We start from the raw sequence: 19,322 nt of genomic DNA, 5'->3' as shown, positions 1-19,322 counted from the left end.
GGGTTTGGGGCGCACCTGCAGATCAACAGGGAGCGCCGGCCCAAAACCGCCTCGGGGCCGGAATCGCCTCGTAGCCGGAATCGCATCGGGGCCGGAATCGCATCGTAGCCGGTTGTCAGGCCAAATATGCCAGTACCATCCCGAGCACGATTGCCGTCAGCTTTCGGAGGTTGAAAGAATGTCCTTCCGAGCTTTCGAAGAGGATCACGGTAGACACGTGCAGGAGCACGCCGATGACCAGCCCCAGGACATAGGGATGGCCGTGCTCAAGCACCGGGATGCGCCCGGCCAGTGCGCCGAGTGGCGTCATGGCCGCAAAGAGGACCATAAATGTCCATGCGGCCCCTGCAGACAAACCCGAGCGCAGTAGGAAGCCCCCCAATATCAGGGCGACAGGGATCTTATGTATTACGATTGCCAGCAGGAATTCGCGGTTGTTTTCCAGGGGAACCCCCTCCAACAGCGCATGAAGGCTGAGCCCGAGGAGCAGGAGTAGCGGGAATTTTCCACCTGTCTGCGTGTGGACATGACCGTGTTCCGCCCCGCGGGACAAAAACTCGAGGACAATCTGCAGCAGGATGCCCACTCCGACGAAAACGCCTGTAAGCCGCGGATTACCTGAATTATATGCTTCGGGGATGAGTTCCAACAGGGTAATGCCCAGTAGGAAGGCCCCGCTGAAAGCCAGCAGGAGCCCCTGCCGCCCGGCCTGCCGTTTCCGCCTGGCCACCAGGAACAGGAAGCTCAGCAGTACGGCCAGTGCTGGGAGTATCAGGTGCCAGGGGGTTGTTGCGATGGGTTCCGTTGGTTTTGAGCCCATAAAATTAATGTATTTTTGAAGTTTCAACACCGCGCGATGGCAGATAACTTCAGAATGCTTGCTAAAACCCTATATGGGCTGGAAGACGTCCTGGCCGGGGAACTTCGGTCCCTGGGGGGAGGGAATGTGAAAACGGGTGTGCGATGCGTATTTTTTGACGGGGATGCGGGGTTTATGTACAAGGCGAACCTAAGCCTCAGGACCGCCCTGCGTATTTTGGTCCCGGTTTCGGATTTCAGGTTGCGTCGTGCCGAGGACCTGTATGGTAAAATCCAGGAGGTCGATTGGTCCCGCTACCTGGACCCGCGGATGACCTTTGTAGTGGATACGGTCCTGGCCAGCGACCTGTTTGCCCACTCGCTTTTTGTATCCCAGAAAGCCAAAGATGCCATTGCCGACCAGTTCCGGTCCAGTACCGGCGCCCGCCCCAGCGTCTCCGTAAAAGACCCGGATGTGCGGATTCACCTGCATATCCAGGGCAATACAGCCCACCTGTCCCTGGATAGCTCCGGGAGTTCGCTCCACCTCAGGGGGTACCGGACGGAGACCAACAAAGCGCCCCTCAATGAGGTGCTGGCCGCGGGGATGCTGTTGCTCAGCGGCTGGCGCGGACACTCCGATTTCCTCGATCCGATGTGCGGCAGCGGCACGCTGCTGATCGAAGCCGCCATGATTGCCTGCAACATTCCGCCAAACATCAACCGGGAGGCCTTCGGGTTTCAGAGATGGAAGGATTACGATCCCGAGCTGTTCCGGACCATTTACGATGCCTGCCTGAACCGGACACGGGATTTCCGGTATGGCATTAGCGGGTACGACAAGGCTCCTTCTGCTGTCCGCAAGGCGCAGGAGAATATTCGCAATGCGAACCTGGATGCTTTTATCACCCTGGAACAGGCGGATTTCTTCAAAACCTCCAAATCCACCAGGGGCCCCCTGCACCTGGCCACCAATCCGCCATACGGGGAACGCCTGCCGGTAGACCGGGAAACTTTTTACGGCAACCTGGGGGATACCCTCAAACGCCATTATCCAAATACCCGGGCCTGGTTGCTGGTAGGGGATCCGGAAATCCTAAAATCCGTCGGTTTGCGCACTTCCCGGAAAATCAAGCTGTTCAACGGGGGCATCGAGTCGCGTCTGGCCCTGTTTGAGATTTACGAAGGAAGTAGAAAAGCCAAGTACCAGTAAGGATTCCCGCACCGGTTGCGATCGCTTCGGCGGGAGCATTGGAGAAAAAGCCGGGCAACCCAGCCGGGTATCCGGATTAATCGTCCTGTGTGGGGTTTTCCCGCGCCTTGCGGTAAAGCGGCAAAAAGTAGCTGATGGTGTAGTTAAAGCCCACCCCGAAACTGCTTCCGTCGGTAACGCGGTTAAACCCGGGGATCCAAAGGTGCGGCATCCGGTCCGATTCGGTACGGCTCACGAGCATCCCGAGGCGGACGGAAGCCCCCATGTAGATGTTGGCAAATAATTCCGCCTTCACCCCCAGCAACAATTCAATCCACGCCGCACTCAGCCCGTCCAGTTCCACCGGTGCATCCGGGCCCGGCTGGAATCCGTCCGGGTTCCAGTAGCGGTTGGAATTGAAGTAGGAATAGGAATCCAGGTCGGTGCGGAAACTGCTGAAGGCCGCCCGCGCCCCCACAATGATCTGGTTGTTCATCCCGTACCAGTTGGTATAGGTATTGTAGTCGAGCCCGGCCTTCAGGTAACTGCCCCTGCTGGTGATATCGTAGAGCGACTGGATGTTTACGTCGTTTTCATTGTCGAGCAATTCGTTCACTCGCCGCGATTCATTCCCGAGCTCTGCAGCGAGGTAGAATTTTTCGGATATGCGGTAGTCGCCCACCAGTTCAAACCCCTGGTAATCCTCATTGAGGCCCGTAATCAGCAGGCGACTCAGGTCGGCACCCAACCGGATCCCGTAGGCATCGGCCGGGGCGGGCCCCCGGGCAGACAGACTGTCGGCTTGCTGGCCCTGCACTTGCGTCAGACCGGCAACCGCCAGGATCAATATCAGGCTAGTGGTAAATCGCAACATGGGTGGTCTGGATTGATTCTACGGTGGGGTTGACGACCCGGACACTGTCGATCCAGATGGAGAGGTCGTCCTGTATCCCGGCCTGGAGGTTTTCGAAATTGGGGACAAAGCCGCAGGCCCGGGAAATAAAATCCTCCGTGATCTCGTAATCGAAATACAGCGTATCCTGGTTCCCTGTTTCCACCCCTTCCGAATCGCTGGCGGAATCCCGGATCAGGACAAACCCGGTGCGCGGGGCATCCGCCCGCAGCGGCAACTGGATGGAATCCCTGTTGGACCGGTCGGTAAACGTTCCCACCGGGTCCCCATTGCCAATGCCGATCACCCGCAGGCTGGTGACGTTTTTAGCGGAAGAGGGATCTTCCGAATCGTAGAAATTAACAACGAGCAGGGGGGTATCCCCGTCCACGCAAATATCGTCCTTTTCGCACCCGCTGAAACCGGTAGCCAGGAGCATAGCGGAAAGCGATAAAAAAACAGGATGGCGCCGGGCAAACCGCATGCTTCTTGCGGAACGGACAATTTTTAGGTAAAGCTGTATGGCTCTTGGCATGTGCAGGGGGCTATTCATGGCTGCGGCGCTCTAAAAGTACGATATTTTCCACGTGATGCGTCTGCGGGAACATATCAACAGGCTGAACGTGTGCAACCCGGTAGGCATCCCGCATAAGGGCCAGGTCGCGGGCCTGGGTAGCGCTGTTGCAACTCACATAGACTATCCGCTCAGGCAGGATTTCCAGCAATTGGGCCACGACATCCTTGTGCATTCCGTCCCGGGGCGGGTCCGTGATCACCACATCCGGCCTGCCGTGGGTTTCCAGGAATTCCGAGGTGAAGAGTTCCTTCATATCCCCGGCAAAAAACCGGGTGTTTGAGATGCCGTTTTCGGCCGCATTTACCCGGGCGGCCTCAATGGCATCGGCAACGGCTTCAATCCCGATAACCTCCCGGGCCTGTCGGGCCACAAACTGGGCGATGGTGCCCAGGCCGGTATACAGGTCATAAACCCGCTCTTTTCCGGTGAGGCCCGCCAGTTCCCGTACTTTTTTGTAAAGCGCATATGCCTGACGGGAATTGGTCTGATAAAACGATTTCGGGGTGATCCTGAAGGCCAGCCCCTCCATCTCCTCTGTGATATAAGGGGTGCCGTGGTAGCAAATCAGGTCCAGGTCGTACAGCGTATCGTTCCCTTTGCGGTTGATGGTATAAAACAGGGAGGTGATTTGCGGGAAACGATCCAGCAGGAAGTCCAGCAGGCCTTCCCGGGCGCTGGCGTCGTCCTGGTAGAACTGGATAAGCACCATCACCTGGCCCGATGCGGTATTGCGAAGCATCAGGCTGCGCAACAAGCCTTCCTGTTTGCGGGTGTCAAAAAAGGCGAGTCCGTGAGATTCCGCATACTCGCGGACGGCCAGGCGGATAGCATTCGACGGATCGGCCTGCAGGTGGCATTCTTGCAGGTCCAGGATTTTATCCCACATCCCCGGGATATGCAAGCCCAGGGCGTTCCGGCTTGCCACCGGTTCCCCGGAGGCGATTTCCCCGGGTTCCAGCCACCGGTTATCCGAAAAGGAGAATTCCATTTTGTTCCGGTAGTAATAGGTTTCCGGGGCCGGGAGGATAGGGGCTATATCCGGAAGGTCGAGCTTCCCGATACGCACCAGGTTCTGAACCACTTCATCCTGTTTAAAGCGGAGTTGGGCGGCGTAGTCCATATGTTGCCATTTGCAACCCCCGCAGGTGCCAAAATGGACACAGCGGGGTTGAATGCGTTCGGGGGAGGGATTCAGGATCTCTGTTACCCGGCCCTCGTAGTGTCCCTTGCGCTTTTTGAACACCTGGACCGAAACGGTATCCCCCGGGACGGCTCCGGAAATAAAGACCACCCGGCCATCCGGGGCCCTGCCCACCGCTTTACCCTTTGCCGCGGTACCGGTCACTTCGATTTTTTCAAAAAATGGATGCTTCCTGCCTCTTGCCATGGGGGCAAAAATACGTTGTTTTCTGCTTGCAGCCATAGCGAGAATCTCCTGGGGCACCTGCCCGAAGTAGCGGTTGTTCCCGGCGGCGCATTTTTGGTTCCTCAGGGGCAATTTCCTACCTTTAAGGCGCTTTCCGGATGATTTCTCTCCACTAAGAAGGAATGGTGTTTGTCTATTTAAAAAACTTTGGGAAATGTCTGTAATTGAAAAGCGACAATCGGACAAGGCTATTGCCCTGGAAGCGCAGTACGGGGCGCATAACTACCATCCGCTGCCCGTAGTGCTCAGCAGGGGCGAAGGGGTTTACGTCTGGGACGTAGACGGCCAAAAATATTACGATTTTTTATCGGCCTATTCGGCGGTAAACCAGGGGCACTGCCACCCGAAAATTATCGGGGCGCTCACGGAGCAGGCGCAAAAACTCACCCTCACCTCAAGGGCTTTTTACAACGACCGGCTGGGCGAGTACGAGAAATATCTGTGCGAATTCTTCGGGTACGATAAGGTTCTGCCCATGAATACCGGGGCGGAAGCCGTGGAGACAGCTATCAAACTCGGCAGGAAATGGGGATATGAGAAAAAGGGAATTCCGGATGGAAGGGCCAAGGTCATCGTCTGCCTGAACAACTTCCACGGCCGGACCATCACGATTATTTCCGCATCCAATGACCCGGTGGCCACCGAGCATTTCGGGCCGTTTACCCCGGGTATCGTCCCGATCCCGTACAACGACCTGGAAGCGCTGGAAGCTGCCATGGGGCCGGACGTAGCTGCTTTCCTGGTGGAACCCATTCAGGGGGAGGCCGGGGTGAATGTTCCCGATGCGGATTACCTCCAAAAGGCGCATGCCATTTGCAAGGAGCACAATGTCCTGCTCATGGCGGATGAAGTCCAGACCGGGATCGCCCGCACAGGGCGCCTGCTGGCCAGTTGCGGGAATTGCGACTGTCCGGAGAAGAACTGCAGCGGGACCCCGGATGTCAAACCCGACGTCCTGATTCTCGGCAAGGCGATCTCCGGCGGGGTGCTTCCCGTTTCCGCTGTCCTGGCCAACGACCCGGTGATGGAAGTCATCCGTCCGGGCAACCACGGATCCACATTCGGGGGGAATCCGCTGGCATGTGCAGTGGCAACCGCGGCCCTGGAAGTTGTAGCCGAGGAACGGCTGGCCGAAAAGGCCGATGCCCTGGGCCGCCTCTTCCGCGAAAAGATGCAGGAAATTATCGACGATACGGACCTGGTGCGGCTCGTTCGCGGCAAGGGCCTGCTGAATGCCATCGTCATTGACGATTCCGAGGATAGCTCCACCGCCTGGGAAATTTGCCTCGCCCTGAAAGAAAACGGCTTGCTGGCCAAGCCCACCCACGGGAACATCATCCGGTTTGCACCGCCTTTGGTCATGACCGAGGAGGAGTTGCTGGATTGCCTGTCGATCATCCGGAAAACCCTGCTGGAATATCAGCAATCATAAACTGGCTGCCACGGCCAAAATGCGCGCTAGGCCGTGAAAACGGGAGGGATGTGTAAAAATGAGGCCATAAAAAAAGCCCCGGTTTCCCGGGGCTATTTCTTTGCTTTGCTGATGATATGTATCAGGAACGTACTTCTTTGATCCGGGCTTTTTTCCCGGTAAGTCCGCGGAAGTAGAAAATCCGCGCCCGGCGAACTTTCCCGCGTTTGTTGATTTCGATTTTTTGCAGGGCAGGCATATTGATCGGGAAGATCCGCTCAACGCCAACCGTGCCGCTCATCTTGCGGATGGTAAAGGTCTCCGTTGCCCCGCTGCCGCGGCGCTGGATAACGACGCCCCGGAAAAACTGGGTACGCGTTTTTTCACCTTCCTTAATTTCGTAGTATACGGTGATCGTGTCGCCGGCGGAAAATTTCGGGAATTCCTTCCGGGCCACAAATTCGTTTTCGACAAAGCTTACTAAAGATTCCATGGTATTGCTTTACTGTTCTGTTCGGGCCAACATGCACGTACCTCGTCAGAGGTTGACCTGAAATCGTGTGCAAAAATAATCGATAAATCCCAACTGGCAAGAAAATCGCGCAAATTTAGTGGTCCTCCCCGGGGTCGAGCAAGTCGGGCCGACGTTCCCGGGTGCGCAGGTGCGCCTGTTCTTCCCGCCAGGCCTCGATTTTGCCGCTGTGCCCGCTGGTGAGCACTTCCGGCACGGACAAGCCGCGAAATTCCCGGGGCCGCGTATATATGGGCGGTGCGAGCAGGTTATCCTGGAAGGTGTCCGTCAGGGCGGAAGTCTCGTCCCCGAGAACCCCCGGCAACAGGCGGATGATGGCGTCGCAGAGTACGGCTGCGCCCAGTTCGCCTCCGGAGAGGACGTAATCGCCAATGGATATTTCCCGGGTAATCCACAGATCCCGGATCCGTTGGTCCACCCCTTTATAATGCCCGCAGAGGATCAACAGGTTCTTTTTCAGGGAGAGCGCGTTGACGGCCGGCTGGCGGAGGGTTTCCCCATCGGGCGTCATGTAAATAATTTCGTCGTATTCCCGCTGGGCGGTAAGCTCGGAAAAACACCGGTCGATGGGTTCGGCCATCAGGACCATGCCCGCCCCACCCCCGAAGGGATAGTCGTCTACCTGTTTATAAGCGTTGGTGGCGTAGTCGCGGAGGTTGTGCAGGTGAACCGATACCAGGCCGCTATCGATGGCCCGCTTGAGGATGGAGGCGTCAAATGGGCTCCGGAGCAATTCCGGGAGGACGGTGACGATATCGATGCGCATGGCCTGCAACCGGGGTTGCCCGGCTTATTTGGATTTTTTGTACTTGTTGATCTCGTCCTGCAGCTGGCGGCTGATACGCTGTTCGCGCTCCAGTGCCCGCCTGCGGTGGTCCTCGTATTCGTTCTCAAGGTCCGCCAGTTTTGTTTTGGCTTCCTGGGTGAGCACGTTGCTTCGGCGGAACCGGTAGATGAACAGCAACAGGAGCAGCAACAGCCCGATGATAATGGTCCAGAGAATGATATTGTAAGTGGCTTTGGAAACCAGGGCGCCAAAGAAGGACATACTGTCTTTTTCCTCGGTGACGGCTGCGAGTTCCTGGCTGGTTTCCTCCAGTTTGCTATTGAGGTTTTCGATGGTGGTTTCCTGCCCGGCTATCGTGGAATTCAGCTGGCTGGCCTCTGCCCGGGCAGCGCTCAGGCTGTCGAGGACATTCCCCCTGAGTTTGTCGAGCTCGATGGCCCGGACCACTTCGTACCGCCGGCCTTCTGCATTGTAATTTCCGGAGCGCTTGAATATATATTCGAATTGGCTCTCAATAGTTCCCCCGTCCAGGGAAGGTTCCTCACTGTCCTGGGCAACCAGCAGGGGTGCGGTCATCAGGGCGCTGAGCAAGGTCCAAAATCGTATAAACTTCATTTTAGCGTGTTGTAGGGTTATCGTGATTCAAGGTGGGGCTAAAGTACTCCAATAAAATGAAATTGGAAAACACCTGCCGCAATAAGAACCGTCCTCAAAGTGGAACAGGCCCCTGAGCCAGAACCTCCTAGGCGCTTCAATAGTAGGTATACCTGCGGACCTTGGCAATGTATTTGGCCAGCCGGATTACCTGGTGCGCATAGCCATATTCATTGTCGTACCAAACATAGAGGATGATGTTTTTTCCGCCCCCCGAGACAATCGTGGCCCGGCTGTCGTAAACCGCAGGAGCCGATGAACCGATTATATCGGAGGAAACAAGCTCATTGCTCAGGCTGAATTTGATCTGTTCCACCAGGTCGCCTTCCAGGGCGTATTTCTTGAGGATCGTGTTGAGGCTATCCAGGCTGGTTTTGTTTTTTAATTCCAGGTTCAGGATGGCCAGGGAACCATTCGGGACCGGAACGCGGATGGCGTTGGAGGTAAGTTTGCCTTCCAGGGCGGGCAATGCCTTGGCAACCGCCTTGCCGGCTCCCGTTTCGGTAATGACCATATTCAGGGCGGCGGCCCGCCCTCGCCGGTATTTCCCGTGGATATTATCCACCAGGTTCTGGTCGTTGGTGTAGGCGTGGATGGTTTCCAGGTGTCCTTTTCGGATCCCCAGCGAGTCCTCCACCACCTTCAGGATAGGAGTAATGGCATTCGTGGTGCAGGATGCAGCAGAATATATATGTACCTGCTCCGGGTCAAATTCCCGGTGGTTCACCCCGTGGACAATGTTGGGGATGTCCTTGCCCGGGGCGGTGAGCAATACCTTTGCCACCCCTTTGGACCCCAGGTGCTGGCCCAGGGAGGCCTCGTCCCGGAAGGCGCCTGTATTGTCTATGACCAGGGCGTCGCGAATATCGTATTTCGTGTAATCGATACCCGACGGGTCGGAGGCGGAAATCATGTGGACGGTCGTGCCGTTCACGATGAGTGCTTTATTGGCGATATCGGGCTCCACTGTCCCGGAAAACGGCCCGTGGACGGAGTCGGTTCGCATGAGCATCGCCCGTTTCTCCAGGGTGGTTTCATCCACTTCCCCCCGGGTGACGATGGCCCGGAGCCTGAGCTGGTTGCCCTTGCCGGTTTTGGCCATCAGTTCCCGGGCCAGCAACCTGCCGATCCGTCCGAACCCATAGAGGATAACGTCCTTGGGGGCTATTTCCGGATAGTGGCGGGCATCCTTGAGTTTGTCGATAATAAACGACTTGGCGTCGTGGTAGCGGTTGTTGTCCTCGGAATGAAATTCAAAGGTGAGTTTGCCGATGTCCAGCTTGGAAGGGGGGAGGTCCAGGTCGCTGATGGCGCGGAGCAACTCCACGGAATCGAAGATAGAAATAGGCTTTTGCACAAACTGTCCCGCGTACTCGTGCAGGTTGATGATCTCGCTGACATTGCGGTCGATGATCTGGTTTTTAAACAACACCACTTCGATTGCCTTATCGTACCACAGGTCACTGATAATCTTGATGAATTCCGTGGTGGCTTTCCGGCGGTCTGCCTGAAAGGCCAATTCCTTTTCGTAGGAGCTCTGGTTCATAGGAAAGGTTGTCAAGTGTTTATGGGGATAAAATTATGGATTTCAGATAATTTCCCCTAGTAAAATCACAATTATCAAAAAACCCGCCGGATTTGGCGGGTTGAATTATATTATTCGCAATATTACTGAAAGATGATCCGTTCTTTTTGGCCGTTCTCATCCAGCAGGGTGATACTCGTATTCCCATAGCGGGAAATCTTGGCAAAGAGGTTCCGGGCGTCTTCGATATCCCGGATCTCGTCATCGTCTACAGCCAATATGATCTTGCCCTCCAGGTCGTACCTCCGGTAGGTTTCGGGGACCCCTACGATTTTGACGCCCACTTCGGTTCCGTAACGTTCTTTTTCCGCATCTGTAAGGTTTTTGACCTTAACCCCCATTCGCGGCACGACGGTGGTCTGCCGTTCCCGGATTTCCACGGGGACAGCCAGTTCTTCCCCATCCCGTTCCAGGACCACCCGGACTTCGTCCCCCGGGCGTTTCGTGGAGATATAGCCGGTGAGGTCTGCCATCCGCCGCACGCGGATATCGTCGACCCTCCGGATAATGTCGCCCCGTTCCAGGCCGGCCTCTTCCGCTCCGGAACCTTCTTCCACCCCGTCCACAAAGACGCCGTCGATTTCATCAATGCCGTTTTCCACCGCGTACCGGGTGTTCAGGCGGGGAGATTCGATACCGATGACCCCTTTTTGTACGTCGCCGTATTCCAACAGATCCTCCACGATTTTCCGCGCGATGTTGCTGGGGACGGCAAAGGAATAGCCGATGTAGGAACCCGTCTGGGAGGTGATGGCCGTATTGATGCCAATCAGGTCGCCGTTGGTATTGACCAGGGCTCCCCCGCTATTCCCGGGGTTGACGGCCGCATCGGTTTGAATAAACGACTGGTTCCTGCCCAGGTCGCGCGCCTTGGCGCTCACGATTCCCGCCGTTACCGTCGATGTCAGATTAAACGGATTTCCCACCGCCAGGACCCATTCCCCGATGCGCACATTGTCTGAATCCCCGAAAGCGAGATAGGGGAGGGGGCGCTCGGGTTCTATCTTGATCAGGGCGATATCCGTATTCGGGTCCGTGCCGATGACTGTGGCGTCATAGGTCCGGTTGTTGTTCAAGGTGACTGTCAGCTGGTTGGCCCGGGAAATCACATGGTTGTTGGTCACGATATGCCCGTCCGGGGAGATGATTACCCCGGATCCCGTCCCCACCTGCGGGCGGGCCCGTTCTTCATACCCGTAGAGGAATTCCAGCAGGCTGCCACTCCCGCGGCTCAGGGTGACATTCTTGACGTGTACCACGGCGTTTACCGTATTCTCGGCAGCCAGGGTGAAATCGGCTTCGTCAATCCCGGCACCTGCGGAATAGGCCGGGGTGCCGGCCGTGTGGAATACCGGCATCGAGTCGTTTTCGGTCAGGTAGGTGGTCGCACGGGGTTCGAAAAATAACTTATACGCCCCAAGGGTAGTTGCCCCTGCGGCAATAGCGATAAAAAAAAGTCCGGCGATACGCTTCATACACAATGATTTTAACACTATAAAATTAATGGATTAATTGCCGAATTGTTTTGCTTTAACGACATTTTAACGGGCGCGAGGCCCTGATTAAAACGTATATTTGTGCCCGAGATATATGCCATGGAACAGCTTTTTTATAAATACCAGGCAACCGGAAACGACTTTATCCTGATCGACAACCGCCTGGGCGGGTTTCCCGGGAATGACTCCTCCCACATCGCCAATCTCTGCCACCGTCGTTTCGGAATCGGGGCCGACGGGTTGATCCTGCTAGAAAACGATCCGGGCGCGGACTTCCGCATGGTATATTTTAATTCGGACGGCAGGCCCGGGAGCATGTGCGGCAATGGGGGCCGCTGTATTACGGCTTTTGCAAAATTCCTGGGGATCGTAGGCGACACCTGTCGTTTCGTCGCATCGGACGGCCTGCACGAGGCCCGGATCAGCGGGGAATCCGTGTCCCTCCGTATGGCAGATGTGGGGGAGATCCGGCACAAAAAAAACTATAGCTTCCTCAACACGGGTTCGCCCCACCACGTCCAGGAAGTGTCCGGCCTGGAGGCTTATGACGTGGATCGGGAGGGGAAGCGCCTGCGTTACAGTTTGTACGGGGAGCCGGGCAGCAATATCAATTTTGTGGAACTGCAGCCTGACGGGGTCCTGCATGTACGCACCTACGAACGCGGGGTGGAGGCGGAAACCTACTCCTGCGGCACGGGGGTTACGGCCGCGGCCATTGCGATGGAGGCCCAGGGGAAACACCCGGAGCAACCTACGCGGATCCGCACGCGCGGGGGCGACCTGGAAGTTGCTTTCCGCAAGGACGCCGGTGCCTATACGGATATCTGGCTGACAGGTCCGGCCCGGATGGTATTTAAAGGAACCCTGTCGTGAAACTGGAAGGTGAAAATATCCGTTTGCGGGCCCTGGAACCGGAAGACCTCGAATTCCTGTACGCCCTTGAGAACGACCCGGAAATCTGGGAGATCAGTGGCACGCTGACCCCGTATTCAAAAAAGATACTCCGGCAATATCTCGAAGTTGCCCACCGGGATATCTATGAGGCCAAGCAACTGCGCCTGGCAATTTGCCGGCAGGACCATCGCTGCATTGGCCTGATCGACCTGTTTGATTTTGATCCCCGCCACTTGCGCGCTGGTCTGGGGATCGTTATTTCCGAGGATGCCTCCCGCAACAAGGGATATGGCGAAGAAGCCATCCGCCTGGTCTGCGAGTACGGGTTCCGCGTCCTGGGCCTGCACCAGATTTACGCAGGGGTCGGGGCGGACAATGCTGCGAGCCTCAGGGTATTTAAAAAGGCCGGTTTCCGGGAAACCGGGGTCCGGGTAGACTGGACCCGGACGGCCAAAGGTTTCCGGGACGAAGTTTTCCTCCAAAAATTCCATCCGGATGTATCGTAAAAAGATTTTGCTTTTCGTTTTGCTGGGCGGCCTGATCGTCGCCGGGGCCTTTGCCTACCTGATCTACCGGGCACTATTTGTGCCGAATACGGCTTTTGAAAACGAGGTGGCCTATGTCTATATACGCACCGGGGCGCCGTATGATTCCGTGCGTTTGCGCCTGGAACCATTGCTCAGGGACCTTGAAACGTTCGATGCGGTAGCCCGCCGTAAAAAATACACCTCCAATGTACGGGCCGGCAGGTACCCCATCCGGCGCGGGATGAACAACAACGAAATCATCAATTCGCTTCGTTCGGCAAATACACCCGTACAGGTATCCTTCAACAACCAGGAGCGGCCCGCGTCCCTGGCCGGCCGGATAGCCGGGCAGATTGAGGCGGATTCCGCCTCCCTGCTGGAAGCATTTACCGATACGGCATTCCTGGCACAGCACGGATGGACCCGGGACCAGGCCCTGGTGCCTTACATCCCCAACAGCTACGAATTTTTCTGGGATACCGACGCCCTGGAATTCCGGGAGCGGATGCTGGAGGAGTACAATCGGTTCTGGAATGAGGCGCGCCGGGAAAAGGCTGCGGAGGTTGGACTGGAACCTGAAGAAGTGATCGCCCTGGCGTCGATTGTACATAAGGAAACCGCCAAACCCGACGAACGCCCCCGGGTGGCCGGGCTTTACCTGAACCGCCTCAGAAGGAATATGGCCCTGCAAGCCGACCCGACGGTGATTTACGCAATCAAGCGGGAAACCGGGAATTACGACACCATTATCAAACGCGTCCTCTACCGCGACCTGGAGCTGGATTCCCCGTACAACACCTACAAGTACGGGGGGATACCGCCCGGGCCTATTTTCATGCCGGATATTTCGGCCATTGAGGCCGTGCTCAACCCGGAGTCCCACAACTACCTCTATATGGTTGCGGACACCGAAAACTTTGGTTATCACCAGTTTGCGGAGACGCTATCGCAACATAACCGAAATAAAGAGCAGTATATCCGGTGGATAAACTCGATGAATATCCGCCGGTAACCATTCCCCGGGATTTTCACACCATTTAACCATAAAAACGGCCATTTTATGAAAATCTTGGGTTTTCCCTGTGCAGCCGGCCGTATCTTTGCCTTGAGAAATTTAAGCGGGAATCCCCGGCGGATTCCATCAGTCTTAAGAAAGCACATATATGAAAAGGTGGATAGGTTTCCTGATTCCTCTTGTCATGATCTTTGTTTTGGCGAGTTTTGATGCGGATTCACCACTCGACAATGTCCGGGTCCCCGAATCCCTGATCGCCACAGATTCGCTCCCCCAATTGCAACCCGTGCCGGAGATGGAATTCCGGGCTCAACGCAGGCCGGGCGGGATCCCTTTTCCCGGAAGCAGTTATATCGGTTTCCGGGAGGCCTTGGCCTTTAAGGAATCCGGCGGCGATTATTTCACTACGAATACGCTGGGCTACCTCGGGAAATATCAATTCGGAATAGGCACCCTGCAGTTGATGGGGGTATACAATGCCGCCACTTTTTTAAGCAACCCGGAATTACAGGAGAAAGCGTTTGCCACAAACCTGGCGCGGAACAAATGGATCCTGCGACGGGATATCCCCCGATTTGCAGGCAAAAGGATCAACGGGGTGGAGGTTACGGAATCCGGTATCCTGGCGGCTGCCCACCTGGCCGGAGCGGGCAATGTGAAAAAGTACCTGCGCAGCGGGGGCTCCTATGAGGCGGTAGATGCCTACGGGACGAGTATTACCAATTACCTCCGTAAATTCAGGGGGTACGACATGTCGGGAATCCTTCCCGAGAAAAACCCCAAAGTAGATTTTTAGCCCTTCCCCGGACTATTTTGACTGGATGCCAAAAATGGCCGGACGCTTGTTGAGGTCGGGCAGGTGATTTGCCCAATCCCCGACGGTCCGGGTCTGGATATATTCGGATTCCAGGGTCAGGTCTGCCGCGATACAGAGCAGCGTTTCCTTTCGAAGTGTCCGGACCAGCTCCGCCAACAGCTTTTCATTCCTGTAGGGGGTTTCCATAAAAAATTGGGACTGACCGAATTCCCCGGATCGCTTTTCGAGCGTTTTCAGCACCTTTTTCCTTTCGGACGTTTCGATGGGCAGGTAGCCGTTAAAGGCAAAATTCTGGCCGTTTAACCCACTGGCCATCAGGGCCAGGAAGATGGAGGAAGGGCCAACCAGCGGCACTACCCGGATGCCCCGGGCATGGGCCAGGGCTACGATATCCGAACCCGGATCGGCTATGGCCGGGCAGCCCGCCTCTGAGAGGACACCTACCGAAATTCCCTCCAGGCAGGGCGCCAGGTATTCCGGGATGGCTGCGGCTTCTGTGTATTTGTTCAGCGGGAACAATACGAGTGAAGGCTGCGATTTCCGCGGGGTAATTTTTTTGATGAACCTCCGGGCCGTCCGCTCATTTTCCACGATGAAATGCGAGAGTTGTTCCACGGTTTGCTTTACGGTCAATGGTAATACGCCCAGCGGTTCGTTATCGCCCAAAAGGGAGGGGATCAGGTAGAGTTTCCCGTAAGTATCAGGATTTTTTTCCATCGGGTTTGCCTATATATTCTGCGAGGATGTAATCGCAGGCCGTATCGATCATCCGGTAGACCTGTTCAAAGCCGTCAGCCCCGCCGTAATACGGGTCCGGGACTTCCCGCCGGCCTTTGCCGCCGGCCTCCAGCAACAGGGACACTTTGGCGCGGTCCCGTTCGTTCCGGGCCAGGCTCAGAATATTGGCCTGGTTCTCAAGATCCATGGCGAAAATATAGTCAAAATTGTCAAAATCGGAAACCGAAAACCTTCTGCAGCGCTGTCGGCTGATGTCGATTCCGTATTGCGCCGCCACCTCAATGGAACGCGGATCGGGCGGATTGCCCACATGGTATCCGGCAGTACCTGCCGAATCCACCACATAGTCTTCGCCGGCAAGTTTGGATGCAAAAATCCCCTCGGCCAGGGGAGATCGGCAGATATTGCCCAGGCAGACCATCAGGATTCGGGTCGCCATACGGGGTTATGAAAATTTCTTGGTGAGATCCTCGATGTATTTCCGGAACTGCTTGTCGGTTTCAGCGAGGTTGTCGACGGTCTTGCAGGCGTGTAGCACGGTAGCGTGATCCCGTTTGCCGATCTGGGATCCAATGCTTGCCAGGGAGGCCTTTGTAAACTTCTTGGCAAAGAACATGGCCAGCTGCCGGGCCTGTACGATGTGTCGCTTCCGGGTCTTGGACTGGAGTGTGGCCACATCCATTTCAAAGTAATCTGAAACAACCTTCTGGATGTATTCGATGGATACTTCCCGCTTTGTGTTCTTAACGAATTTCTCTACCACCTGCTGGGCGAGGTCCAGGGTCACTTCCTTTTTGTTGAAGGAAGATTGCGCGATCAGCGAGATGATGGCGCCTTCCAGTTCCCGGATGTTCGATTTGATGTGCTTGGCGACATAGTCGATGATTTCCTCTGGCATTTCCACCCCGTCCCGGTACAACTTGTTCTTCAGGATGCAGACCCGCGTTTCGTAATCCGGGCTCTGCAGTTCGGCGGAAAGGCCCCATTTGAAACGGGACAACAACCGCTGTTCGATGTCCTGCATGTCCACCGGCGCCTTGTCTGAGGTAAGGATTACCTGCTTGCCGTTCTGGTGGAGGTGGTTGAAGATGTGGAAAAATACATCCTGGGTCCCGCTCTTGCCGGAGAGGAATTGTACATCGTCGATAATCAGGACGTCGATGAGTTGGTAGAAATGGATGAAATCGTTGCGCGTATTCTTGCGAACGGATTCGATATATTGTTGGGTAAATTTTTCCGCGGAGATATAGAGGACGGTGCGTTCCGGGTATTTGTCCTTGATTTCCACCCCGATGGCATGGGCCAGGTGCGTCTTCCCGAGGCCGACGCCGCCAAAGACCAGGAGCGGGTTAAACGAGGTGCCCCCGGGTTTGTTGGCTACCGCCATCCCGGCCGATCGGGCCAGCCGGTTGGAATCCCCTTCCAAAAAATTCTCAAAATTGTAGCTCGGGTTGAGTTGCGACTCGATCTTGATATTGCGGATGCCCGGGATCACAAACGGGTTCTTCAGTTCCGGATTCTTGGATTTTATCGGCACATCCATCTCCTGGGGCGTCATCTGCCCCCGGTTGGCACTCGGTATTTTTTCCGTGAAGGGTTCCCGGTTGCCGTAAGTGTTTTCCATTTTAATTACATAGACCAGTTTGGCACCTTCGCCCAGTTCCCTTGTGAGCGCCACTTTGAGCAATTTCACATAGTGCTCCTCGAGCCATTCGTAGAAAAATTTACTGGGTACCTGGATGCTCAGCGCCTTTTCGGAGAGCTTAACGGGCTTAATGGGGACGAACCAAGTTTTGAAGGCCTGCGGTTGGATGTTGTCTTCTATAAAAGCCAAACAATTCTTCCATACGGAATTCGCAGTAACATTCATTGTTAAGGTTGTCTTAAGCCGGTTAGATGCTGGTTAGCTGGTATGAAAAAGGACAGTAATTCTGCCCTTCAAGAGTGAGACAAATATGTGAACAAAAAACCTAAAAAAAAAATCAAACTAGTGTTGAATATAATGTTTTTTTTTCGCAAGTTCTGACCCTCTTCGGCATCCTTTTAAATATATACTTTTTTCATCGGATAATCATGCAGGAACACCAGATTTCTTTCCGCGTCCGCTATGGCGAAACCGACCAGATGGGAGTGGTCTATCACGGGAATTACCCGGAATATATGGAGATGGGAAGGGTGGAGTGGCTCAGGGCCCTGGGGATTTCCTACAGGGAGATGGAAGAAAACGGATGTATGTTGCCGGTAATTTCCCTATCCGTTCAATATAAAAAACCGGCCGTTTACGACGACCTGATCACCGTGGTTACCCGGCTCAAAAATATACCTACCGTTCGTATACAATTCGAGTACGAAATCCGGTCGGAAAAAGGGGAAATTCTCGCCCTGGCCGAAACCGATCTGGCCTTTTTGGACACCTCCACCCGGAAACCCATGCGCTGCCCTGCGTATCTGATGGAAAAATTAAAACAGGAGTAAAAAATATCTCTTGCCCAGGTTTACGACTCCGTTCGTTCTTCCACCTCAATGGATACCTCCGGCAGCGGCCCAAAGACCTCCCGGATCCGGTTTAGGTCCGAAAGGGGTATTTCCAGGTCCATCCGGCACGAAAGCGCCATTTCCCTCCGTACCACCCGCAGGCGCTGCTGGTCGACAATCCGGAGCACGGCGTCCAGATCGTCATAGGTAAAGCGCAGGACCAGGACGGCCGACGGTCGGCGAACCTCAATGCGGCCGAGTTCCAGGCAGGATTTTGCAGCTTCCCGGTACGCCTGTATCAAACCGCCCACGCCCAGTTTTACACCCCCGTAATACCGCACCACGCACACCAGGACGTTGTGGAGGTCATAGGACTCGATTTGCCCGAATATTGGCGGGGCCGATGAATTGGCGGGCTCCCCGTCATCCTGCATGCGGATCTCCGGTTGCCGGACTCCTATACGGTACGCATAACAGATGTGGGCGGCGCCCGGATGTTCCCGCCAGAGGGCGTCCACAAGTTCCTGTGCCCCGGAGGTGGTATTGACAGGATATGCATACCCGAGGAACTTGCTCTTTCGATCGCGGTATTCGGAAGGGCCGCAAGGGGCTTTCAGCGTACGGAAAGACAGGTTCTGCTCCATTTACGAACTTATAATGGCGATGCTTACCAGTGCCAGGCCTACGCCCAACCAGTTGCGGGCGGATAATTTCTCCCCGAAAAAAGCAATACCAAGCAAGGTGGTGAGCGTTACGATACCCACGTTATTCAGTGTAAAAATAGCGGCACTGGTGAGCCCGTCGAATTGCAGGGCTTTGAGCAGGAAGTAGATTGAAAAAAAGTTGGGGATACCCAGGGCCAGGCCCCCGAGCAGGTTGCGCGGCCGCCAGGTGAATAGCTCCCGGGGTTTCCTCAGGGCGGTGACCAGGATGCCGGTAGTGCCGGCGGCCCCGAAGATGCAGGCGGAGAACAAGGGGTATTCCGCATCCGGGATCCGGGTTTCCTCCAGGTATTTGATGCTTGTGTCGATGATGCCCGAGCCCAGGAAAACCAGGGCGGGCAGGTAGAGCAGCCGGGGCTCCCAGGAGACCTTGCGGGTTTTGACGGAGGCAAAATACACGGCTACCAATGCCAGGGCAATCCCGGCTATCTTGATGGGCCCGAGAACTTCTCCGTAGAGGACCACCCCGGCAACCACCGGGATGACCAGGGACATCTTGGTGGCCACCGAGGCTACGGAAACGCCCAGTTGCTGAGATGTCCGGGCCATCAGGTTAAAAATGACGATAAAGAGAACCCCCAGGGCGACGGCAGGCAAAAACCAGGGTTTTCCCGGGATTTCCGGAAGGGATAGGGTTCTGGGGAAGAAAATAAAGCCCACGCTGCAGGCGGTCAGGTAATTTCCGATAATGGCATAGAAGGTGTGTACGCGAAAACGGCTATATCCCTTAAAGACGACGAATATCAGGCTGGAGCTGGCGATACTCAAAATCAGGTCCCACATA

21 protein-coding genes are annotated in these 19,322 nt (G+C 55.6%); 7 read left to right on the top strand and 14 right to left on the bottom strand.

Going from position 1 to position 19,322, the window contains the following annotated elements; genetic code table 11:
• Window positions 1-115: 115 nt before the first annotated feature.
• Window positions 116-820: a ZIP family metal transporter gene (locus AC3DKS_RS03520; RefSeq protein ID WP_272607429.1), complete on the bottom strand. Its 705-nt coding sequence runs from the start codon at window positions 818-820 to the stop codon at window positions 116-118.
• Window positions 821-874: 54 nt separating this feature from the next.
• Between AC3DKS_RS03520 and AC3DKS_RS03515 the strand changes: the two genes are divergently transcribed.
• Window positions 875-2,011, top strand: a complete 1,137-nt coding sequence (locus AC3DKS_RS03515) for a THUMP domain-containing class I SAM-dependent RNA methyltransferase (protein WP_272607427.1) — start codon at window positions 875-877, stop codon at window positions 2,009-2,011.
• Window positions 2,012-2,087: 76 nt separating this feature from the next.
• Here the strand turns inward: AC3DKS_RS03515 and AC3DKS_RS03510 are convergent, their stop codons facing one another.
• From AC3DKS_RS03510 to rlmD, 3 genes are all read right to left on the bottom strand, one after another.
• The gene (locus tag AC3DKS_RS03510; RefSeq protein WP_041327240.1) at window positions 2,088-2,864 is read right to left on the bottom strand and encodes a DUF6048 family protein; all 777 of its coding nucleotides are present in this window, start codon (window positions 2,862-2,864) and stop codon (window positions 2,088-2,090) included.
• Window positions 2,845-3,321 (bottom strand): DUF6452 family protein, encoded by a 477-nt coding sequence (locus AC3DKS_RS03505; RefSeq protein ID WP_272607426.1) that lies wholly within the window; start codon window positions 3,319-3,321, stop codon window positions 2,845-2,847. The genes AC3DKS_RS03510 and AC3DKS_RS03505 overlap by 20 nt, the downstream gene beginning before the upstream one ends.
• A 106-nt stretch (window positions 3,322-3,427) precedes the next feature.
• Window positions 3,428-4,846 (bottom strand): 23S rRNA (uracil(1939)-C(5))-methyltransferase RlmD, encoded by a 1,419-nt coding sequence (gene rlmD, locus AC3DKS_RS03500; RefSeq protein WP_272607425.1) that lies wholly within the window; start codon window positions 4,844-4,846, stop codon window positions 3,428-3,430.
• A 193-nt stretch (window positions 4,847-5,039) separates the two neighbouring features.
• Here rlmD and rocD point away from each other — a divergent pair, with 193 nt between their 5' ends.
• Window positions 5,040-6,317 carry an ornithine--oxo-acid transaminase gene (gene rocD / locus AC3DKS_RS03495; protein ID WP_015755193.1) on the top strand — a complete coding sequence of 426 codons (1,278 nt, stop codon included), beginning with the start codon at window positions 5,040-5,042 and terminating at the stop codon, window positions 6,315-6,317.
• A 121-nt stretch (window positions 6,318-6,438) separates the two neighbouring features.
• On the opposite strand, the gene rplS is transcribed toward rocD, so the two are convergent.
• From rplS to AC3DKS_RS03470, 5 genes are all read right to left on the bottom strand, one after another.
• Window positions 6,439-6,789 carry a 50S ribosomal protein L19 gene (gene rplS, locus AC3DKS_RS03490; RefSeq protein ID WP_015755192.1) on the bottom strand — a complete coding sequence of 117 codons (351 nt, stop codon included), beginning with the start codon at window positions 6,787-6,789 and terminating at the stop codon, window positions 6,439-6,441.
• A 115-nt stretch (window positions 6,790-6,904) separates the two neighbouring features.
• The gene (gene trmD / locus AC3DKS_RS03485) at window positions 6,905-7,594 is read right to left on the bottom strand and encodes a tRNA (guanosine(37)-N1)-methyltransferase TrmD (protein ID WP_015755191.1); all 690 of its coding nucleotides are present in this window, start codon (window positions 7,592-7,594) and stop codon (window positions 6,905-6,907) included.
• A gap of 24 nt (window positions 7,595-7,618) precedes the next feature.
• Entirely contained in the window at window positions 7,619-8,230 is a 612-nt protein-coding gene (locus AC3DKS_RS03480; protein ID WP_015755190.1) for a hypothetical protein, read from the bottom strand.
• A 136-nt stretch (window positions 8,231-8,366) separates the two neighbouring features.
• Window positions 8,367-9,815 (bottom strand): glyceraldehyde-3-phosphate dehydrogenase, encoded by a 1,449-nt coding sequence (locus AC3DKS_RS03475; protein ID WP_015755189.1) that lies wholly within the window; start codon window positions 9,813-9,815, stop codon window positions 8,367-8,369.
• Between the two features lie 122 nt (window positions 9,816-9,937).
• The gene (locus AC3DKS_RS03470) at window positions 9,938-11,329 is read right to left on the bottom strand and encodes a S1C family serine protease (RefSeq protein WP_015755188.1); all 1,392 of its coding nucleotides are present in this window, start codon (window positions 11,327-11,329) and stop codon (window positions 9,938-9,940) included.
• Between the two features lie 120 nt (window positions 11,330-11,449).
• Here AC3DKS_RS03470 and dapF point away from each other — a divergent pair, with 120 nt between their 5' ends.
• From dapF to AC3DKS_RS03450, 4 genes are all read left to right on the top strand, one after another.
• The gene (dapF, locus tag AC3DKS_RS03465) at window positions 11,450-12,223 is read left to right on the top strand and encodes a diaminopimelate epimerase (protein ID WP_015755187.1); all 774 of its coding nucleotides are present in this window, start codon (window positions 11,450-11,452) and stop codon (window positions 12,221-12,223) included.
• Window positions 12,220-12,750 (top strand): GNAT family N-acetyltransferase, encoded by a 531-nt coding sequence (locus AC3DKS_RS03460; RefSeq protein ID WP_272607424.1) that lies wholly within the window; start codon window positions 12,220-12,222, stop codon window positions 12,748-12,750. Before dapF ends, AC3DKS_RS03460 begins: the two co-directional genes overlap by 4 nt.
• Entirely contained in the window at window positions 12,740-13,783 is a 1,044-nt protein-coding gene (gene mltG / locus AC3DKS_RS03455; protein WP_015755185.1) for an endolytic transglycosylase MltG, read from the top strand. The genes AC3DKS_RS03460 and mltG overlap by 11 nt, the downstream gene beginning before the upstream one ends.
• Before the next feature lie 151 nt (window positions 13,784-13,934).
• A complete protein-coding gene (locus AC3DKS_RS03450) occupies window positions 13,935-14,582 on the top strand; it encodes a lysozyme family protein (RefSeq protein WP_041327237.1) in 648 nt (215 codons plus the stop codon).
• Between the two features lie 12 nt (window positions 14,583-14,594).
• Here AC3DKS_RS03450 and AC3DKS_RS03445 read toward each other — a convergent pair whose 3' ends face one another.
• The 3 genes from AC3DKS_RS03445 to dnaA are packed head-to-tail and all read right to left on the bottom strand — an operon-like array spanning window position 14,595 to window position 17,211.
• A complete protein-coding gene (locus AC3DKS_RS03445) occupies window positions 14,595-15,320 on the bottom strand; it encodes an SAM-dependent methyltransferase (protein ID WP_015755183.1) in 726 nt (241 codons plus the stop codon).
• Window positions 15,304-15,780 carry a low molecular weight protein-tyrosine-phosphatase gene (locus tag AC3DKS_RS03440; protein ID WP_015755182.1) on the bottom strand — a complete coding sequence of 159 codons (477 nt, stop codon included), beginning with the start codon at window positions 15,778-15,780 and terminating at the stop codon, window positions 15,304-15,306. The genes AC3DKS_RS03445 and AC3DKS_RS03440 overlap by 17 nt, the downstream gene beginning before the upstream one ends.
• A 6-nt stretch (window positions 15,781-15,786) precedes the next feature.
• Window positions 15,787-17,211 carry a chromosomal replication initiator protein DnaA gene (gene dnaA / locus AC3DKS_RS03435; protein WP_015755181.1) on the bottom strand — a complete coding sequence of 475 codons (1,425 nt, stop codon included), beginning with the start codon at window positions 17,209-17,211 and terminating at the stop codon, window positions 15,787-15,789.
• Window positions 17,212-17,414: 203 nt separating this feature from the next.
• Between dnaA and AC3DKS_RS03430 the strand changes: the two genes are divergently transcribed.
• Window positions 17,415-17,816 carry an acyl-CoA thioesterase gene (locus AC3DKS_RS03430; protein ID WP_015755180.1) on the top strand — a complete coding sequence of 134 codons (402 nt, stop codon included), beginning with the start codon at window positions 17,415-17,417 and terminating at the stop codon, window positions 17,814-17,816.
• 20 nt (window positions 17,817-17,836) lie between these two features.
• On the opposite strand, the gene AC3DKS_RS03425 is transcribed toward AC3DKS_RS03430, so the two are convergent.
• Window positions 17,837-18,460 carry an IMPACT family protein gene (locus AC3DKS_RS03425; RefSeq protein ID WP_272607423.1) on the bottom strand — a complete coding sequence of 208 codons (624 nt, stop codon included), beginning with the start codon at window positions 18,458-18,460 and terminating at the stop codon, window positions 17,837-17,839.
• The gene (locus AC3DKS_RS03420; protein WP_272607422.1) at window positions 18,461-19,321 is read right to left on the bottom strand and encodes a DMT family transporter; all 861 of its coding nucleotides are present in this window, start codon (window positions 19,319-19,321) and stop codon (window positions 18,461-18,463) included.
• Window position 19,322: the final 1 nt, after the last annotated feature.

The sequence above is a fragment of the Robiginitalea sp. genome (assembly GCF_982776155.1).
Note: the sequence above shows the minus strand (reverse complement) of the source record. Positions and strands in the feature narration are given on the sequence as shown.

What these genes read in the sequence shown, in the direction of transcription:
- AC3DKS_RS03520 (WP_272607429.1), bottom strand. Translation starts at nt 820, where the DNA reads ATGGGCTCAAAACCAACGGAACCCATCGCAACAACCCCCTGGCACCTG.
- AC3DKS_RS03515 (WP_272607427.1), top strand. Translation starts at nt 875, where the DNA reads ATGCTTGCTAAAACCCTATATGGGCTGGAAGACGTCCTGGCCGGGGAA.
- AC3DKS_RS03510 (WP_041327240.1), bottom strand. Translation starts at nt 2,864, where the DNA reads ATGTTGCGATTTACCACTAGCCTGATATTGATCCTGGCGGTTGCCGGT.
- AC3DKS_RS03505 (WP_272607426.1), bottom strand. Translation starts at nt 3,321, where the DNA reads ATGCTCCTGGCTACCGGTTTCAGCGGGTGCGAAAAGGACGATATTTGC.
- rlmD (WP_272607425.1), bottom strand. Translation starts at nt 4,846, where the DNA reads ATGGCAAGAGGCAGGAAGCATCCATTTTTTGAAAAAATCGAAGTGACC.
- rocD (WP_015755193.1), top strand. Translation starts at nt 5,040, where the DNA reads ATGTCTGTAATTGAAAAGCGACAATCGGACAAGGCTATTGCCCTGGAA.
- rplS (WP_015755192.1), bottom strand. Translation starts at nt 6,789, where the DNA reads ATGGAATCTTTAGTAAGCTTTGTCGAAAACGAATTTGTGGCCCGGAAG.
- trmD (WP_015755191.1), bottom strand. Translation starts at nt 7,594, where the DNA reads ATGCGCATCGATATCGTCACCGTCCTCCCGGAATTGCTCCGGAGCCCA.
- AC3DKS_RS03480 (WP_015755190.1), bottom strand. Translation starts at nt 8,230, where the DNA reads ATGAAGTTTATACGATTTTGGACCTTGCTCAGCGCCCTGATGACCGCA.
- AC3DKS_RS03475 (WP_015755189.1), bottom strand. Translation starts at nt 9,815, where the DNA reads ATGAACCAGAGCTCCTACGAAAAGGAATTGGCCTTTCAGGCAGACCGC.
- AC3DKS_RS03470 (WP_015755188.1), bottom strand. Translation starts at nt 11,329, where the DNA reads ATGAAGCGTATCGCCGGACTTTTTTTTATCGCTATTGCCGCAGGGGCA.
- dapF (WP_015755187.1), top strand. Translation starts at nt 11,450, where the DNA reads ATGGAACAGCTTTTTTATAAATACCAGGCAACCGGAAACGACTTTATC.
- mltG (WP_015755185.1), top strand. Translation starts at nt 12,740, where the DNA reads ATGTATCGTAAAAAGATTTTGCTTTTCGTTTTGCTGGGCGGCCTGATC.
- AC3DKS_RS03450 (WP_041327237.1), top strand. Translation starts at nt 13,935, where the DNA reads ATGAAAAGGTGGATAGGTTTCCTGATTCCTCTTGTCATGATCTTTGTT.
- AC3DKS_RS03445 (WP_015755183.1), bottom strand. Translation starts at nt 15,320, where the DNA reads ATGGAAAAAAATCCTGATACTTACGGGAAACTCTACCTGATCCCCTCC.
- AC3DKS_RS03440 (WP_015755182.1), bottom strand. Translation starts at nt 15,780, where the DNA reads ATGGCGACCCGAATCCTGATGGTCTGCCTGGGCAATATCTGCCGATCT.
- dnaA (WP_015755181.1), bottom strand. Translation starts at nt 17,211, where the DNA reads ATGAATGTTACTGCGAATTCCGTATGGAAGAATTGTTTGGCTTTTATA.
- AC3DKS_RS03430 (WP_015755180.1), top strand. Translation starts at nt 17,415, where the DNA reads ATGCAGGAACACCAGATTTCTTTCCGCGTCCGCTATGGCGAAACCGAC.
- AC3DKS_RS03425 (WP_272607423.1), bottom strand. Translation starts at nt 18,460, where the DNA reads ATGGAGCAGAACCTGTCTTTCCGTACGCTGAAAGCCCCTTGCGGCCCT.
- AC3DKS_RS03420 (WP_272607422.1), bottom strand. Translation starts at nt 19,321, where the DNA reads ATGTGGGACCTGATTTTGAGTATCGCCAGCTCCAGCCTGATATTCGTC.